This window comes from Marinobacter sp. LQ44, assembly GCF_001447155.2.
GTDB lineage: Bacteria > Pseudomonadota > Gammaproteobacteria > Pseudomonadales > Oleiphilaceae > Marinobacter.
On the sequence record NZ_CP014754.1, the window covers coordinates 3982827 to 4000330 of the forward strand.

14 protein-coding genes and 1 pseudogene are annotated in these 17504 nt (G+C 52.6%); 10 read left to right on the forward strand and 5 right to left on the reverse strand.

What is annotated here, in order from left to right; genetic code table 11:
• Window positions 1-319 precede the first annotated feature (319 nt).
• From ASQ50_RS18260 to ASQ50_RS18270, 3 genes are read left to right on the forward strand one after another with little or no spacing between them, the layout of a single operon-like run.
• The gene (locus ASQ50_RS18260) at window positions 320-1537 is read left to right on the forward strand and encodes a TolC family protein (RefSeq protein WP_058092801.1); all 1218 of its coding nucleotides are present in this window, start codon (window positions 320-322) and stop codon (window positions 1535-1537) included.
• A gap of 24 nt (window positions 1538-1561) precedes the next feature.
• On the forward strand, window positions 1562-2812 hold the full coding sequence (locus ASQ50_RS18265) for an efflux RND transporter periplasmic adaptor subunit (protein WP_068351585.1): 1251 nt from the start codon (window positions 1562-1564) through the stop codon (window positions 2810-2812).
• A gap of 14 nt (window positions 2813-2826) precedes the next feature.
• Window positions 2827-6024 carry an efflux RND transporter permease subunit gene (locus ASQ50_RS18270; RefSeq protein WP_068351588.1) on the forward strand — a complete coding sequence of 1066 codons (3198 nt, stop codon included), beginning with the start codon at window positions 2827-2829 and terminating at the stop codon, window positions 6022-6024.
• An 87-nt stretch (window positions 6025-6111) separates the two neighbouring features.
• Here the strand turns inward: ASQ50_RS18270 and ASQ50_RS21560 are convergent, their stop codons facing one another.
• Entirely contained in the window at window positions 6112-6540 is a 429-nt protein-coding gene (locus tag ASQ50_RS21560; RefSeq protein WP_227513205.1) for an ATP-binding protein, read from the reverse strand.
• A gap of 6 nt (window positions 6541-6546) precedes the next feature.
• Window positions 6547-7479 (reverse strand): hypothetical protein, encoded by a 933-nt coding sequence (locus ASQ50_RS21565; protein ID WP_227513206.1) that lies wholly within the window; start codon window positions 7477-7479, stop codon window positions 6547-6549.
• Window positions 7480-7789: 310 nt separating this feature from the next.
• Here ASQ50_RS21565 and ASQ50_RS18280 point away from each other — a divergent pair, with 310 nt between their 5' ends.
• A complete protein-coding gene (locus ASQ50_RS18280; protein WP_004581712.1) occupies window positions 7790-8020 on the forward strand; it encodes a hypothetical protein in 231 nt (76 codons plus the stop codon).
• Between the two features lie 529 nt (window positions 8021-8549).
• The gene (locus ASQ50_RS18285) at window positions 8550-9278 is read left to right on the forward strand and encodes a TorF family putative porin (protein ID WP_004581713.1); all 729 of its coding nucleotides are present in this window, start codon (window positions 8550-8552) and stop codon (window positions 9276-9278) included.
• A 123-nt stretch (window positions 9279-9401) separates the two neighbouring features.
• Here ASQ50_RS18285 and ASQ50_RS18290 read toward each other — a convergent pair whose 3' ends face one another.
• The 3 genes and pseudogenes from ASQ50_RS18290 to ASQ50_RS18300 form a co-directional block, all read right to left on the reverse strand.
• The gene (locus tag ASQ50_RS18290) at window positions 9402-10088 is read right to left on the reverse strand and encodes a response regulator transcription factor (RefSeq protein WP_004581714.1); all 687 of its coding nucleotides are present in this window, start codon (window positions 10086-10088) and stop codon (window positions 9402-9404) included.
• Window positions 10089-10297: 209 nt separating this feature from the next.
• Window positions 10298-11653 (reverse strand): annotated as a pseudogene (locus tag ASQ50_RS21675) (sensor histidine kinase).
• Entirely contained in the window at window positions 11640-12305 is a 666-nt protein-coding gene (locus ASQ50_RS18300; protein WP_058092402.1) for a response regulator transcription factor, read from the reverse strand. The pseudogene ASQ50_RS21675 and the gene ASQ50_RS18300 overlap by 14 nt, the downstream one beginning before the upstream one ends.
• 204 nt (window positions 12306-12509) lie before the next feature.
• Here ASQ50_RS18300 and ASQ50_RS18305 point away from each other — a divergent pair, with 204 nt between their 5' ends.
• The 5 genes from ASQ50_RS18305 to ASQ50_RS18325 all read left to right on the forward strand — a co-directional run bounded on the left by ASQ50_RS18305 (window position 12510) and on the right by ASQ50_RS18325 (window position 17480).
• Window positions 12510-13037 carry a cupredoxin domain-containing protein gene (locus ASQ50_RS18305; RefSeq protein ID WP_058092401.1) on the forward strand — a complete coding sequence of 176 codons (528 nt, stop codon included), beginning with the start codon at window positions 12510-12512 and terminating at the stop codon, window positions 13035-13037.
• A gap of 87 nt (window positions 13038-13124) precedes the next feature.
• Window positions 13125-14858, forward strand: a complete 1734-nt coding sequence (locus tag ASQ50_RS18310; protein WP_058092400.1) for a copper resistance system multicopper oxidase — start codon at window positions 13125-13127, stop codon at window positions 14856-14858.
• Window positions 14855-15604, forward strand: coding sequence for a copper resistance protein B (locus ASQ50_RS18315; protein WP_058092399.1), 750 nt, complete (start codon window positions 14855-14857; stop codon window positions 15602-15604). The genes ASQ50_RS18310 and ASQ50_RS18315 overlap by 4 nt, the downstream gene beginning before the upstream one ends.
• 158 nt (window positions 15605-15762) lie before the next feature.
• A complete protein-coding gene (locus ASQ50_RS18320; RefSeq protein WP_058092398.1) occupies window positions 15763-16116 on the forward strand; it encodes a hypothetical protein in 354 nt (117 codons plus the stop codon).
• Between the two features lie 11 nt (window positions 16117-16127).
• Window positions 16128-17480, forward strand: a complete 1353-nt coding sequence (locus tag ASQ50_RS18325; RefSeq protein WP_076657265.1) for an APC family permease — start codon at window positions 16128-16130, stop codon at window positions 17478-17480.
• The last annotated feature ends 24 nt before the right edge of the window (window positions 17481-17504 follow it).

Genomic DNA, 17504 nt, shown 5'->3' on the forward strand with positions numbered 1-17504 from the left:
CCGGCCCGACGCAATGGGGGAAAGGGGGCCGTGTGTCCGGACAACGGGAATTGATCACTTATTGGGCAGGCATGGCCGAAACCGACCGGCCATAGCGGTAACCAGTTCAGTCTGCGAGACTTGCCGGGGACCTATGAGAAATCCGGGTTAGCCTCATTGAGAAGCGCTACAAAGAGTTTTTAGCGACTCATATCTGAACTGTTTTTCCGAATTCAAACTCATTTCAAAGTTTGCACTTATTATCTCGATCTTTTCCTGCCTCGTCATAGGCGCCTTACACCTATGATTTTTGGCTATTAATCGCTTCGGGAGAAAGTCGATGAAGGCAAGCAAGCACTCGCCTCGGGCGTTGCTGTGTTCAGTACTATTGTCCATTCCTCTGTTCGGTCAAGCTGAGACTGTTAATTGGGCGAATTGGCTCACTGGCCAGATAAGCAAGCACCCGGAGGTACTGGCAGCGACAGAGCAGGCGGCAGCGCGGAAAGAGGACGCTGAGGCAAGCGAACAACCGCTGTATAACCCGGAGTTGTCCGTAGGAGCAGACAGAACGGGCAGTGAGAATAACTTTGAGGCAGGGCTGTCACAAACGATCGATTGGTCTGATCAACAGGGCGCATTACAGGAGAAGGCAAAGCTGATCAGGCTGTCTGCGCAAGCTGGCTTGAGCGAAGCAGTTCTGACACAAACGTCTGAATCATTGTTTGCGCTTGTCGAGTGGCGCGCCACTACGCTGTTTGAGGAAATTGCTGAATCCCAACAGCAGCGCCTGGATGCTTTGCTGGACCAGGTTGAACAGCGCCAGCAGGCAGGTGATCTGGGGCGTGCCGATGCAGAGCTTCTGTTTCTAAATCTATCCCGTCAGTTGAGCGAAGTCGCCCAGGCAAAGGCCGCAGTTGATCGGGCAGAAACTCAGGTTCAAGAACGTCTGCCGGACTGGAGGCCTCAGGATGGGGGAATCCCCGAGTATATATGGCCAGCGCTGGAGTCCCAGATTGGTGAGGCTGATCTGCTGTCACACCCGTCAATTGCAGTCGCTCGAGCCGAGTGGCAGGTGCTGAAAAGTGAGGCAGAGGTTGCGAGACGCAAAGCCACAGCATCGCCGACAGTAGGGCTGAGCGGAGGGCGTGACGGCGGCGAGAACGTGGTTGGCCTGACATTCTCGATCCCTCTGAACGTCCGTAATAACTACAGCGCTGAAATCCGGGCCGCGAATCGACGGGCTCTGGAGGCCGAAGCGCGGTTTCAGGCGCTCTACCGGAAACAACAATATGACCTGGCAGGCGCTCGCGCTTCCTGGAAGCGATACGACAAGCAACTTCGTCGATGGAAAGAACTATCCCAGGGGCGTGTACAGCGAAGTGCCGATTTGCTTGAGAAGCAGTGGCAGGTCGGCGACCTCTCCACCTCTGAGTATCTCCAGGCGTTAGGCCAGCGCGCGGAGAGCCTGAAAACCGGTATTGAACTGGAAAAGCTGGCGCAGCTGGGCCTGATTGAACTCTTGAGCCAGTCTGGCGAACTGATCACCCCCTTCCAATAATATTCTGGAAACTGGATAGTCATCATGAAAAAAACTCTGATTTCAGTATTTGTATTGACGCTGTTTATAGCTCCCCCTTCATTGGTGCAGGCCGAGGAAGATGCGCATAACGAGGCGGGCCATGATCATGCCGCCGGTGGCGACGATCATCGAGAAGGTACCGGTGAAGAGGATGAGCATGAGGGCGGGCATGCTGAAGAACGTGAGCATGAAGAGGAAGAAGGTCATGGCCACGAAGAGGAGAGCGATGGTGGTCATGAAGAATCAACTACCGCAAGCATCAATGCCAAACAGAAAGAGCTCGCCGGCATTGAAGTAGCAACCCTCGAAAGCAAGCACGTTGACTATGAAATCTACGCTCCCGGTGAGCTGCTGACCAACGGCTATACCAGCTATCACGTGTCCCCCCGGGTTGCCTCAGTGGTGCTGCGGCGTCACGTGGAACTGGGTGAGCACGTAACCAAGGGCCAGCCGCTGGTAACCCTGTTCAGTGAGACGGTGGCACAGGCGCAGGCGGATTACAGGAAAGCTTTTCCTGAATGGAAGCGAATCAGCGGGCTGGGTCGTTCCGTGGTTGGCGATCAGCGGTTCAATACAGCGAAAGCCAACATTGAAGCAGCAAGGGCGACTCTGCTTGCTTACGGGCTGAACGATGATGACATTGGTGCGTTGAAGGCCAGCGGGGTGGATAGTCTCGGTGAATACATGCTCAGGGCTCGCGTGGATGGTGCAGTACTGACCGATGAGTTTGAGCAAGGACAAAGAGTTGAGGCTGGCCAGCCGCTGGTGACTCTTGCTGATGAGAGTGAGCTTTGGGTAGAAGCCCATCTGCCAGCAAGCTCCGACATTGTTCTAGAGAAGGGCGCGGAAGCCGAAGTCAGGGCAGCGGGTCGTGTGGGCGTGGCAACGGTGTCCCAGGAAGCCCACACCATTGATCCTGTGACCCGCACGCGGATTGTCAGGCTGGAGCTGGACAATCCTGAAGATCGTTTTCATCCAGGAATGTTCGCAGATGTGTATTTTCGTTTTAAGACCAGCGAGCCGGTGCTTGCCGTGCCGGAGACTGCATTAATGCGTGGCGCGGACGGCGACTGGACGGTCTATGTGGAAGAGGCCGAAGGCGAGTATGAACCCGTGGAAGTGGAACTGGGCCGCTCAATTGGCGGGCTCCGTGAGGTTTCCGGCCTGGCTGCGGGCCAACGAGTCGTTTTGCGGGGCGCATTTTTTGTGGCCTCTGAGATTGCCAAAGGCGGCTTTGATCCGCACAACCACTGATTCCGGGAGCCATTATGTTCAACCGAGTTGTCGACTGGGCGGTTCAGAACCGCCTGTTGGTTCTTATTGCGCTTGCAGTGCTTATCGCCACGGCCGCGTTTCAGATACCAAAACTGAATCTTGATGCTTTCCCCGACGTTACAAACGTCCAGGTCGCTGTTAATACAGAGGCGCCCGGACTTGCGGCTGAGGAAGTCGAGCAGCTGATCACCTATCCCATTGAAGCGGTGATGTATGCGTTGCCGGATGTTGAGGAGGTTCGGTCCATCTCCAAAACCGGGTTGTCTGGTGTCACCGTGGTCTTTAAAGAGGGCACGGATATCTATTTCGCGCGCCAACTGGTTTTCGAGCGGTTGCAGGCCGCGCGGGAGCTGATTCCGGACGGGGTCGGGGTGCCTGAAATGGGGCCGAATACGTCCGGTCTTGGCCAGGTCTACCAGTACTTGCTGATAGCGGACCCGGATTCGGGGTACGACGCAATGGAATTGCGCAGCTTGCACGACTGGCTGGTCAAACTGTTGCTGATACCGGCTGAAGGGGTTACGGAAATCCTGTCGTTTGGCGGAGAGGTCCGCCAGTACCAGGTTAACCTGAACCCGGCGCGAATGCTGTCCTATGACTTATCACAGAACGATGTCATGGAAGCCCTGGAGAACAACAACTCCAATGTTGGGGGCTGGTATATGGGCCGCGGGCAGGAGCAGTTGGTTATTCGCGGTATGGGCTGGCTGGGTAATGGCGAGCAGGGGCTCGAGCAGATCCGTCAGGTGCCCGTTAAAACCAGTGATGGCATTACAGTGACAGTGAACGATGTCGCCGAGGTAGCGCTGGGCACTGAAATTCGCCAGGGTGCGGTAACCATGACCCGGAAGGATGAAGCCGGTCAGGTTGAACAACTGGGTGAAGTGGTTTCTGGCATTGTACTCAAACGAATGGGGGCCAACACAAAAGCCACCATCGACGGCATCGAGGCCCGCATTGATCGCATAAATCAGGCGCTTCCGAGTGGGGTTCGTTTTGAGCCCTATTACAACCAGGCGGATCTGGTGACCAAGGCCGTAGAGACGGTGACCAATGCGCTTCTGTTGGCTTTTGTGTTTATTGCGATCGTGCTTGCCCTGTTCCTGATGAATCTGCGGGCAACAACGCTGGTGCTGCTTTCAATACCGATTTCCATCGGGATTGCCCTGATGATCATGGCCTGGTTCGGTCTCTCGGCCAACCTGATGTCTCTGGGCGGTATTGCTGTGGCAATCGGCATGCTGGTGGATGGCTCTGTTGTTATGGTTGAGAACATGTTCAAGCATCTGACCCATCCTGATGCTGAGCATGACGCCCGTCGGGATGAATTGGTGAAAAACGACCCTGACCCATTGGACGCGTCACACGATGACCATGGCATTGCGCTTCGACTGCAGGAGGCAGGCCGGGAAGTGGCGCGACCAATTTTTTTCGCGACGGCGATTATCCTGGTCGTTTTCATGCCTTTATTCAGCTTTGAAGGTGTGGAAGCCAAGCTTTTTCAGCCAATGGCGATCAGCATAATGTTGGCCATCGTGTCCGCTGTGATCGTTGCTCTGGTGGTTGTGCCGGCCTTGGCATCGTTTATGTTTCGCAAGGGTATTCGGGAGCGGGAAAGTTTCATTTTAAAGCCCCTCGAAAAGCTTTATCGCAAGGGCCTTGACTGGTCGTTGAAACACACCCGCTCTGTTGTCGGTGCAGCAGCTGTCCTTGTTGTGCTGGCGGCCTTGGTCGTGCCGCGACTCGGTACTGAGTTTGTCCCCGAATTGGAAGAGGGGACCATTAACCTCCGGGTAACGCTAGCCCCCTCATCAAGCCTTGATACCGCGCTTGAAGTGGCGCCGAAACTGGAGGCCATGCTGATGGAGTTTCCAGAGGTGACCTACGCGCTGTCCCGGGCGGGCCGACCGGAAATAGGCGGCGATCCGGAGCCCGTCAACAACATCGAAATCTACATTGGCCTCAAGCCAACAGCCGAGTGGACCAGCGCCAGTAATCGCTATGAATTGCAGGCCCTGTTTGAGGCGAAGCTCGAACAGCACCCGGGGCTACTGTTTAACTTTTCTCAGCCTATCGCGACTCGGGTTGATGAATTGCTGTCAGGTGTCCGCGCGCAACTGGCCATCAAACTCTTTGGCCCGGATCTCGACGTACTGGCGGAGAAAGGCCAGCAGATTGAAGCGGCGGTCCGAACAGTTCAGGGAACACGAGACGTGGCCATGGAGCAGATTGCTGGTGAAGCGCAGTTGGTGGTTCAGCCTGACCGTCAGGCACTTTCCCGGTACGGACTCGCCGTGTCTGATGTGATGAGTGTCGTCCGGGATGGACTGGGTGGTGCCGCCGCGGGCCAGATCATCAACGGAAATGAGCGGTACGATATCTATGTGCGTCTGGCCAAACGTTTCCGGGAAGACCGGGATGCCATTGCCGATTTCAGGTTACAGGCGCCGTCCGGAGCCTGGGTGAGACTCGGTGATGTGGCCGATGTGTCTATTGAGTCCGGCCCGCCTCAGGTGCGCCGCGATGACGTTCAGCGCCGTGTGGTCATTCAGTCTAATGTGCAGGGTCGTGACATGGGCAGTGTGGTTGCCGATATTCAGGATACCATCGCGACAGAAGTGAACCTTCCCCCCGGCTATTCGGTGGATATTGGTGGTCAGTTTGAAAACCAGCAACGAGCTCAGAAGCGATTGACCATTGTGGTACCTGTATCTCTGGGCCTGATCGCGCTGTTGCTGTACTTTGCTTTCAGTTCGGTTGGTCAAGCGCTGTTGATTCTGGTCAACGTGCCGCTTGCCGTTATTGGTGGCGTCTTTTCACTCTGGATCTCCGGCCAGTATCTTTCGGTGCCCAGTTCCGTTGGATTTATCACACTGTTTGGTGTGGCGGTGCTTAACGGGGTCGTAATGGTCGAAAGCATCAATCAGCGAATACAGGATGGGTTGAACGTGGATACTGCGGTGTTTGAAGGTGCCGTCTCCCGTTTGCGTCCTGTCTTGATGACAGCAATAACCTCGGCACTCGGTTTGATACCGATGCTATTGTCGACGGGCGTGGGTGCGGAAATCCAGAAGCCATTGGCCAGCGTGATTGTAGGTGGCCTCGTGACTGCGACTTTCCTAACGCTTTTTGTTTTGCCGGCTCTATTCACGCGCTTCTCAAGGTCTAAACTCGATGATATGCAACGGTAGAAGAGAGGTGGAAATACACAGTTTTGATCGCGAGCAGGGGAGGGTAATCCCTCCGTCATAGCGGGGCGGAGGAATTATGGTTGTGCTCTACTCTGGGAAAGGAAGCACAACTGTAATTCTGGCGCCCCCTGTTTCTGAGGGGCCAATGTTCATCCGTCCGAAATTGTCTTCTAGTATTTCGGACACGATGGACAGTCCCAATCCAAATCCAGAAACGGTTTCGTCAAGCCGGGAACCTCTATCCATCACTTTTGAGGCCGCTTCTGGAGTAATCCCAGGGCCGTCGTCTGCAACTTCTATCGTTAGCCCGGAATCGGTCTGGCTTATTGAAACGTCAATCTCAGCCTGACTCCATTTCCCGCCGTTTTCGAGCAGGTTACCGAATAACTCTGATAGGTCCTGACGCTCCATGGGCCAACTGAAGTTATTCGGCAAGGATGTATTAATACGGAAACTCTTATCGGGAAAGATTTTTTCCATGACAGAAATGACGTTGTTCGCTATTTCAATCGGCAAACATGTTTACCCCATCTGCCTGCCGGAGATATCTGCCTTGCTCATGCGGTAGTTCAAGGACCGGCTTAGATCCTTTAGGTTGGAGGTCATGAACTCTATGTCGTCGCGGGACGGAGGTAATGAACCAGTGTCTGACAAGATTGCGAGATTGGCAGAGATCGAGGTCTTGACCATGTGAGAAAGATCGGAATTGAGGCGGCGGTGGCGGTCAAGGCGACGACTTGCTAGTTCAAGTAGGTTATTGAACTGTTTGATCAGCGGACTGAACTCCTCTGGTGCGTCAGGATTCAAACGAGGTTGTTTGCCAGATTGCAGTCTCCTCATGTCTTCCTTGATGTGTTCGATCGGTTTCAAAGCGAGGTAAGTAATGGTGCCTACCAGAGCCAAGAGAACAACAAGTAATAATGCGGAGGCAGCCAGCAAGGTCAGGTGAGCCCCACTGGATCGCTCGGCGAGTCCACTTTCCATTTCCAGGATGGTGACTGACGAAAGCGGGCTGTCAATTCCGAAACCTCGTTTCAATCCAAGAAGGCCATCTGCACCTTGGGATATTTCTACAAAGCCCGCCGGCTTTCTTGAAACCATTCGCAACGTTGTTTGATCTATGTTGCTACTGGCAATGATGCTTCCGTCTTTCACTTCGACGACGAGGGCGTGCTCCAGTAGCAATTGGAATCGATCAATCATGCTGCCAATCTCGTCGGGCGTCGGAACTTCGTTTTCAATGATGGTTTGAAAACTCTCCACCTCCTTGTCAAGGCGATGTTTTCTGGACTCGTTCGAAAGCTGCTCTATTACATAAGTGTGCGAGAAAAAAATTAGTAAAAAATACAAGAGGCTGAAAGCGATGCCATATTGGAGGACAGTTTTTCCGATGCTTTTCTGCGCTGTCATGAAGGTGCTTTTGTCGATTGAGCGGAAGGCTTCAGTTGAAGGCACATAGAGGTGCTCTGATCGGAAAGCATAGTTGGAATCGAAGCGTGCCGCAACGGGTGCGAGCCGGAGCGAGGGACGCTCTGGTCTTCAGATCGGTCTGGCTTGGTCTTATCGTTCTTAGGCATTTGAATAACTTGATTTAGTGTCATCAAATCAAAGCCGACCTAAATGGCTTTTGAGCTTGTGGTAGCCGCTGAAAAAAACGTTTCATCAGCATATATTTTCAAGTGTGTTTAAAGTTTCGATGTTCTACTAAACACCCAAGGCCATTGAATGTTGCTGGTCTAATTGAAAAAAATGTCGGAGCCGTTTTATGAAGAAAGTATCCATGATTATAGTAGCTTCTTTCGTGGCAAGTGGTGCTTCTATAGCCCACGCAGGAGGGCAAGCGGACAGATACAACGAGGCAAGAAGCTATCCTAATAAGAGCATAGATGAACGTTCCTCCCAGTATCGTGTGGAAGAGAGCGAGACCATCAAAAAACTGAAGGAAGAACATAGATTGATTAAAGAGTTGATTGGGGATCTCTTGGAAAAGCAATAACATTTATCGTTGTTTACTTGGAGCCAGACGGGCAATTACGTGGCTCCAAGATTAATTTAATGGTAGATTTTTGTTAATTTTCCCAAAATTGCGAAAGTCGCGCTTTAGTATTGATGAATCTCGTAAGGAAGACAGAGCGCAAAATGTTGGAAAGCTGCATTCTTAACTAAGATATTTTGCAGTATTCATGGCTAATTCAGACCTCCCTCGATTTTTCATAAAACCATATCTAATCTAGAATTACCAAGTTAAAAATAGTTCTATTTTAGTCATCGTTTTTTCAATTCTTGTTCCTATTTGGTGCGCATTATTGATGAGCGCACTATCGACGAGCAATGCAACACTTGAAGCAGAGTGCTTATTGCATTGAATTGTTAAATATTTAATCATTTTTATGAACTGCGGCCCTGATTTGACAATAATTGCTCATAGAATAAGTTTTTTAAAAGGTGGCACAAAACGTGTATGCATTATAGGTGCGTTATTCAATGCGCAAATAACTAAGCTGCCCAAATAGAAGGTAAAAACGATGAAAAGACGTATCTCGACTAAAGATTGTTTGCTAAGTGTTGGTTTGCTCGTAACTCTCCAAGCGGTCCCGTTAATTGCCAGCGCAGGTGTTAGTGCTAATTTGGGCATAACAAGCAACTACTTATTTCGCGGTGTGACACAAACAGATGGCTCAACGGCGACGCAAGGCGGGCTTGACTACGAACATGCGTCGGGGCTTTATGTTGGCGGCTGGGGCTCCAATGTGGATTTCGGCGATGGGACGAGCTACGAGCTTGATCTTTATGCTGGCTTCTCCGGTGTAATTGAGGATATCGGTTACGATGTTGGCTACATTTATTACTCTTACCCTGATGCTCCTGAATCTATTGATTTTGGCGAAATATACGGAGAGTTGAGTTACAGCATTGTATCTATAGGTGTTGCTTACACAGCAAACAGCGACGTAAGCGGCGAAGGGCTGTTCGTTCCAGGCGATATCTATTATTACGCATCAGTTGATGTGCCACTGGAAGACGATTTCAGCACAGGTGTTTTGATTGGCTATTATGATTTCACTGATGATGGCAAGGCGTCTATTGGCGAGGCGAGCTACGGACATGCAGCTGTTAACGTCACCAAAGATGCGGGAAGCTTTGGAGCTTTTAGTGTTAATCTGGAGTACGCTGATATCGATTCAAGTAACGCACTTGGTTCGGTCAGTTCGGACGACCCGAAGTTTTGGCTGGGCTGGACTAAGTCTTTTTAATCTATTTGGTATTTTTCACCGAAATGGTTAATCGTTGAGAAAGCTGGCCCGGTTTGTGGGCCAGCGCATTTATCTGGCGAGCCCTGGTCCTTGAGGAAAATGGTTAAATCACAGTAAAATCATTTAAGCTTCAACCCTTTTTTGAAGAGAATCTCTTGCAAAGTAATATCCTTGTCCTCTCAATGTTTTTATTCGTTTTTTTCCGAGTATCTTTCTGAGCCTGGCTATGTAGACTTGAACGACATTTCTGGTTGGGCACCTTTCGATATTATAGAGTGCTTCAACAAGTTCGTCCTGTGAGAAAACTCTGTCAGGAGAGCGAAGAAAGCATTGTAAAAGGCGGTACTCCGTTGCGGTTAGTCTGAACTCTTTATGATCGGGAGTTGTTAGGGTTCTATAGGTTGCATTAAGTAGAAAACCATCCACGATGATCTTATCAGTTGCTCGCCCGTCTTTTCTTCGTATTATGGCGCTAAGTCGAGCTTTTAGTTCATCGAATTCGAAGGGTTTTGGAAGATAATCGTCTGCCCCGGCATTCAAGCCCTCAACTCTCTCTGTCCAGTTGGAGCGGGCAGTTAGAATAAGAATAGCTTCATCTCTGCCACTGCTTCTCCATTTTTGCATCAAAGAAAGCCCGTTCTCGTCGGGCAGTCCTATATCCAGAATGATCGCCTGATAACTGCTTGTCTCTACGAAGAAATTTGCCTCTTTTCCGTTTTGGGCAACATCTACAGTAAAGTTTTCCTTCGCAAGCCAAACGGAGATTTTTTCTGCGAGTACCGCGTTGTCTTCGACAATTAGAACCTTCATCTATAAGCGCCGTCTCTGGATGTTGGAAAATTGTGGCTGTCGCCCTTCTCGAGAGCAAATCAAAATTAGCTAAGAGACCGGACTTCAAGCGACCCGCTATAACAACAGACGAAGCTGAATCTAGCTTGAAAAAGGCATTACGGTGAGGAAAGTTTTCTATACAAACACTATCCACATGTGATCGCTTAACCACATACCAGGTGGCCGGGTCAACGATTGATCACCGGGACCGCCCTGGGAAGGTCAACTATCACGGACAACCCACTTTTCGGAGCAGGTGAGAAGTTGAGGGTTCCACTGTAGCGTTCGACAATTTCTCGAACAATCGCCAGCCCAAGGCCATGGCCTGGGGTCTGCTCGTCCAGCCGCAACCCCCGTCGACCCAGATTGCCGATTTCAGCGTCCGCGACGCCGAGCCCATCGTCTGTTACGCCGATCTGCAGATTTCCGGAGTGTTGAACGAGTGACAGCTCCACGCATCGTTCCGACCATTTGCCTGCATTGTCCAGAAGGTTGCCCATGATTTCATTCAGGTCGTGCTCCTCGATCGGCCAGCGGGCGTCCTCCGGCAGGGAGCTCGACAGTTCAAAGGACTTTTCCGGGTATAGTCGCCCCAGCATCCAGACTAGATCCCGTGCCTGTTTCAGAGGGTAAGCGCTTTTCCCAACCTGTGGCCCTGCAAAGCGACTTCGGCGCATCTCGGCTTCAAGCTGTTTGTCGATGTCATTGAGTCTCGCGGTCATCTGAAGGCGGAGATCGTTGGAGAGCGGACGACTGGTGTCCTCAAGAATCTGCCGGACGGCCGCAATGGGGGTTTTGACGCTGTGAGACAGATTCGCCAGCGCATCCCTTGATCGTTCCAGGCGTTGATCCAGCGAGTCGAGCAATTGGTTGAGCTACTGGGCCAGCGGTCGAAATTCCTCAGGTGCTTGGACATGAATCCGCGAGACCTTGCCATCCTGAAGTCGCTTCAGCGTGGCCTTCAGTTCGACGACAGGGCGCATGGACAGATTGATACCGAACCAGATCACAACGACCAACAGCAGAATCAGCAGAATAGAGACGATGGCCGTCCACCCGTGCAACTCTGCCTGGCTGCGTTTCAGTGCGCCAAGATCCTCGGACACGATCACTACAATCGGCGTATCGCCGATCCGGAACGACTTTCGGTACGCAAGAATGCTCTTTGGGCCTTCGACGGTGTCCGCATCCCGAACACGAACGGTCCCATCCTTTGCTGATTCTATTAACGACGTTAACACCGGTGCCCAGGAATCCGGGGAAATGATCGTTCTGGACGGAGAATGTATGGCGAAGGCGTGGTGAAAGACTTCCTGAAAATAGTCACCAGTCTGGAGACTGTCCAATTGACCGCCAGAATCACGAATCTGATGCTCCAGAAAGGCGACCTCATCCTTGAGACGTGTCTCGACGAATTCCCGGGACATCCGGTCCAGTAAGAGGCCGTGAACCAGCCATGCAAGCCCCATTAGCGCAATGCCCGCTGGCAGTAGCAATAAAAGCAAGGTGCCTTTGACGGATCTGGGCTTGCTAAACCGCGTCATTAAACAGATACCCCTGGCCGCGACGGGTTGCAATGGTGTCGTTGCCAACCAGTTTTCGCAGTCTGCGGATATAGGCTTCGATGACGTTCTCATTCGGGCTGTCGTTCAGGTTGTAAAGCTGTTCCATTAATTGTTCTTTCGAGAACACATGGCCGGGACGGCTCATCAGACAGCGCAGCAGGCGAAATTCCGTGCCGGTGAGGCTGTGCTCCGTGCCATCCTCGGATTTCAGGCTTTGACGATTCTCATCCAGTTCGAAGCGTCCGGCTTTGACCATTGAATGAATGCGACCTTCGCTTCGACGCACAATGGCGTTAAGCCGGGCGATGAGTTCTTCGGTCTGAAAGGGTTTTGCAAGGTAGTCATCCGCTCCAGCTTTAAGGCCTTCCACCTTGTCGTGCCAGTCGCCCCTGGCGGTCAGAATAAGCACCGGACAGACGACCTGATGTTTTCGCCACTTCCTTAATACGTCTAATCCATTGCCGTCAGGAAGGCCAAGATCCAGAACGACGGCCCGATAGTCCTCCTGCTCGCCCAGAATCGCGGCTTCTTTGGCGGTGTAGGTCGTATCAACGCTGAACCCTGCCTTTTCAAGCTGACCACGTAATCCTTCAGCCAGCAAACGGTCATCTTCAACGAGCAGTAATCGCATCGGACATTCCTTCTCTGAGCCAAGAAATAGTCTTGGAGTGTCGCCGATCAACCTGAATTCAGCCTGAACGACAAAATAGTTTGGTATTTTTCAGCGAGAATTCAGGTTAATGCGCGATGGTGTGATTCGTATTTTGGCATCGCTCTTTGCTCAGAGCTAACCGACGCCGGGATTTCCGGCCACTTTATCAATGGAGAAGACAAGATGAACGCATCCAAGTTGATTGTTGCAGCCGCTGCCATGTCAATGTCCGCAGCGACCCTCGCCGCCGGTGCTCATGGCGGTGGCCATGGTGCCAGCAGCGGCGAACCGGGTAAAGCCTCGGAAGCCTCTCGCACTATTACAGTGGAAATGTACGACAACTACTACGAACCCGAAGAAATCAGTGTGAAGCCTGGTGAAACCGTTCGCTTCGTGGTGGAGAACAAAGGAAACCTCGTGCATGAGTTCAATGTTGGCACTCCCGACATGCATGAAGCTCATCAAGAGGAAATGATGATGATGGTTGAGCATGGCGTGATCCAGGGCGGCAAGCTCAACCAGGACATGATGAACATGGATATGGGCAATGGCAAAACCATGAAGCATGACGACCCGAACAGCGTGTTGCTGGAGCCCGGCCAAAGCAAAGAAGTGATTTGGAAGTTTTCTGATAAAGGCAATATCGAATTCGCCTGCAACGTGCCAGGCCACTACCAGGCCGGCATGTACGGTGACGTTAACTTTGAGTAAACATGCGTACTGAAAACCCGCGAATGCACGGGTTGGGACTGTTTTCCAGCCCTGCTTCAACGAAGTGCAGTTTGGAGTAAGAAAAAGATGAAAACACGCCTACTGACAGGACTTTTAAGCCTGCTGATGCCAGCCATGGTTATGGCCGGTGAGTACGACCTGACGGTCGACCGGGTAAAAATTGATACTGGCGATTTCGTGAAAGAAGGCATTGGATACAATGGCGCATCTCCGGGACCGGTGATGCGCTTCAAAGAAGGCGAAAACGTAAAGATCAACGTGACCAATAACCTGGACGAGATGACGTCCATTCACTGGCACGGCCTGATCCTTCCTTTTGATCAGGACGGTGTGCCTGGTATCAGCTTTCCAGGCATCAAGCCGGGTGAAACCTTTACCTATGAATTTCCTATCCAGCAGGCAGGCACCTACTGGTTCCACAGCCACTCTGGTTTTCAGGAGCCGGACGGCGCCTATGGTGCCATTGTCATCGAGCCCGAGGGCCGTGAGCCATTCCGCTACGATCGTGAATACGTGGTGCAGCTGACTGACAAGCACCCCCATTCCGGTGACCGCATCATGCGCAACCTGAAAATGATGCCGGATTACTACAATCGCGAGCAGCAAACCGTTGGCGAGTTTTTCTCGGACGTGTCAAAAAATGGCCTGATGAACACCGTCAGTGACCGTATGGCCTGGGGTGGCATGCGGATGATGAAAGCGGACGTTGAGGATATCCATGGCTTTACGGGCCTGATCAACGGCAAAGGCCCGGACCAGAACTGGACGGGACTCTTTGAGCCGGGCGAACGCATTCGGCTGCGATTCATCAACTCTTCTGCGATGACCTACTTCGACATCCGGATTCCTGGTCTGGACATGACGGTTGTCCAGGCTGATGGCAACAACGTTCAGCCGGTCAATGTGGACGAATTCCGGATTGGTGTGGCGGAAACCTACGATGTGATCGTTCGCCCGAGAGACAAGCAGGCCTACACCATTTTTGCTGAATCCATGGGGCGGTCCGGCTATGCCAGGGCAACGTTGGCCCCCGAAGAGGGTATGGAAGCGGCCGTGCCGCAACTGCGCGAACCGGCGCGCCTGACCATGGCTGACATGAGCGGTATGGCCGGCATGGACCATGGCAGCATGTCTGGCATGGATCATGGGAACATGGATATGAACAGCTCGGAAGGTATGTCCGGAATGGATCACTCCAACATGGAAGATATGGATCATTCTGACATGTCCGGCATGGATCATGGTTCCATGGTGATGGGAAAAGAAGGCCCAAGCGATCCCTTTTATGCCAAGGGAAGTGGCCTTGTGCCCACAGCGGCCAATGGCGGCAAGTTCCTCTCTTACGCTGACTTGAAGGCTCAGGATCCGCTGTACGAAGACCGGGAACCGACCCGGGAAATAGAGCTTCGCCTGACCGGTAATATGGAGCGTTACATCTGGAGCATTAATGGCGTCAAGTATGAAGACGCCGATCCGATTCGTCTCAAATACGGTGAGCGGGTCCGTTTCAAGTTTGTGAATGAAACCATGATGACACACCCCATGCACCTGCACGGCATGTGGTCGATTCTGGACGTTGGCGCCGGCCAGTGGAACCCGATCAAACATACAATCAACGTGAACCCGGGCACCACGGTTTACATGGAAACCGAGGTCGACGCGCCCGGCCAGTGGGCGTTCCACTGTCACCTGTCCTATCACGCGGCCGCTGGTATGTTCCTCAAGGTAATTATTGAAGGTGGGCCAGATTCAACGCAGGCCAAAACAGACGTGATTGCTGAAGATGGAGGTGAGGCATGAGTTGTATTCGATCACTTGTCGCCGTCAGTTTTCTTGCCTCTATTGGTGTCTCAACGGCGGTGACAGCTCAGGAAATGATTTCCGACACCACGGCTCGTAAACAGCCGCTCACAACCTGGGGCGTTCAATTCGAGGAATTTGAGTACCGCTACAGCGACGATGACGAGGAGCTGGGCGTCTGGAATGCGGATGCCTTCTACGGCACCGACGAGCTGAAACTCCGGTGGATTTCAAAAGGTGAGTACAGCCTGGAGGAGCGGGCCTACGAATCACTGGAAAACCAGCTGGTCGGCCAGATCCCCATTTCCAAGTTCTTCGACGCCAAAGCGGGTGTTCGCTTCGACACCCCCGAGGGACCGGATCGCACTTATGCCGTGTTGGGTGTCGCTGGGCTTGCACCGCAATGGTTTGAGGTTGACGCCAACCTGTATGTGAGCAATGAAGGTGAGACGTCCGCTGAACTTGACGCAGAGTACGAGCTGCTGCTCACTAACTATTGGATCCTTTCCGCAACGCTGGATGCGACGGTAGCGTTCAGTGAAGACAGGGAAATTGGCATCGGCAAAGGATTGGTTTCCACCGAAACCGGCCTCCGGCTCCGCTACGACCTGATAGACCGTGCGTTCTCACCCTACGTGGGTGTGGTGCACGAGCGTAAGTATGGCGATAGCGCTGACCTGGCCGAGGCGAGCGGCGGCGGCACAGAAGACTGGTTTGTCGTGATCGGCGCTCGAATCGCCTTCTGACGTTGATGCTAACGGGCCATGGGGAAACCCATGGCCCGTTTTCGTCTAAGATTTGATTCAACACAAATCTACGGGAAGTCTGTGTCTGTTTTCAGTCGCAGTTCAGGTTGAAGTGTTTTGATCCAGAGAGAAGTTATCTGGAAGAGAGGTGTCGCCCCATGACCAAAGCACACAAAGCAACCAATCAGGAACAGTTTTTGTTGCGCCGGAAATTGGCCATCGAGGGGATGGGAGAAGGTCAGTGGGAGGATCTCATCCACGATCTTAACCACCACCCCTGCGTTGATTTCGCCGAGCGTAAACCGAATGGCACATTGCGGGTGACATATGACGGAACCCACTGGTCTGTCGATGAATTACTGGAACTGGTCAAGGCCTGCGGTGGCCGATTGAAAACCGGATGGTGGACCCGGCGCAAACTGGCCTGGTACCGGGTTACCGACGACAACGTCCGGGCAAATGCCAAGCATGAGCCGTTCTGCTGTTCCAAGATTCCACCCATGAAAAAATAACAGGAGGTTGAATGAACAGGGAGGAAGATCGAACCACTCGCTATCAGGAAGGCAGCCTCACTCTGCCCGGAACCGTCATGCTGGGTACCGGCGTCATGATTGGCGCCGGTATTTTTGCGTTGACCGGGCAGATGGCCCAGATGACCGGCGTACTTTTCCCGCTGGCCTTTCTCGCTGCGGCGGTGATTGTGAGCTTCAGCGCCTATTCCTACATCAAGATCTCCAACGCCTACCCGTCGGCCGGGGGCATTGGTATGTACTTGCATAAAGCTTACGGAAACCGGCTGCCAACGGCTTTCAACGCCCTGTTGATGTACTTTTCCATGGTGATCGCCCAGAGCTTCCTGGCCCGCACCTTTGGCTCTTACACCATGCAACTATTCGGCGGGGATGACAGTGGCCGCATGGTGCCCATTCTCGGCGTGGCGCTCATTCTTGCGGCCTTTCTGATCAACCTGCTGGGCAATCGGATGATTCAAGGGGTGGCTTCCTTTATCGGGATCCTGAAAATCGGCGGCATACTGATTTTCGGTCTGGTCGGGGTCTGGATTGCCGACTCAATCTCGGTTGATTTTTCGGAGCCCGGTGAAGCCGGAGCGCTGGGCAACTTCCTGGGCGCAACCGCACTGGGGATTCTGGCGTTCAAAGGCTTTACGACCATCACCAACAGTGGTTCGGAAGTAATAGACCCAAAGCGAAACGTCGGGCGCGCCATCGTGATTTCCATTGCCGCCTGCGTGGTGATCTACACGCTGGTGGGCTTCGCGGTCGCCAGCAACCTGTCACTGGCTGAAATTATCGAAACGCAGGATTACTCCCTCGCTGCTGCTGCGCGTCCCGCTCTCGGCGATTACGGTGTCTGGTTTACTGTCGCTATTGCCATGATGGCCACGGCGGGCGGTATTCTCGCCAGCGTCTTCGCGGTATCCCGCATGCTGGCGATGCTGACGGAGATGAAGCTCGTACCACATCGGCATTTTGGCATGCCCGGCAGCATCCAGAAACACACACTGGTGTATACCGTTGTCCTGGGGCTGATCCTCACCGCCTTCTTTGATCTGTCACGAATTGCCGCGCTGGGTATCGTGTTTTACCTGATTATGGACATTGCCATTCACTGGGGTGTACTGCGCTATCTTCGCAAAGACATCAAGGCCAACACCTGGGTGCCAGCAACAGCCATCTTGTTGGATCTTTTGGCGCTGGGCGGCTTCGTCTGGGTAAAGCTTAATACGGACCCGTTCGTCATCAGCGTGGCAGTCGTGACCATGATCGTGATTGCAGTATCCGAGCAGATTTTCCTTAAAAGATCACCGGAATCGGCGCAAGCGAAACAGGAAGAGAGTCATGCGCATCATCATTAATCTGAATCAGGAAGAGAGGCTATT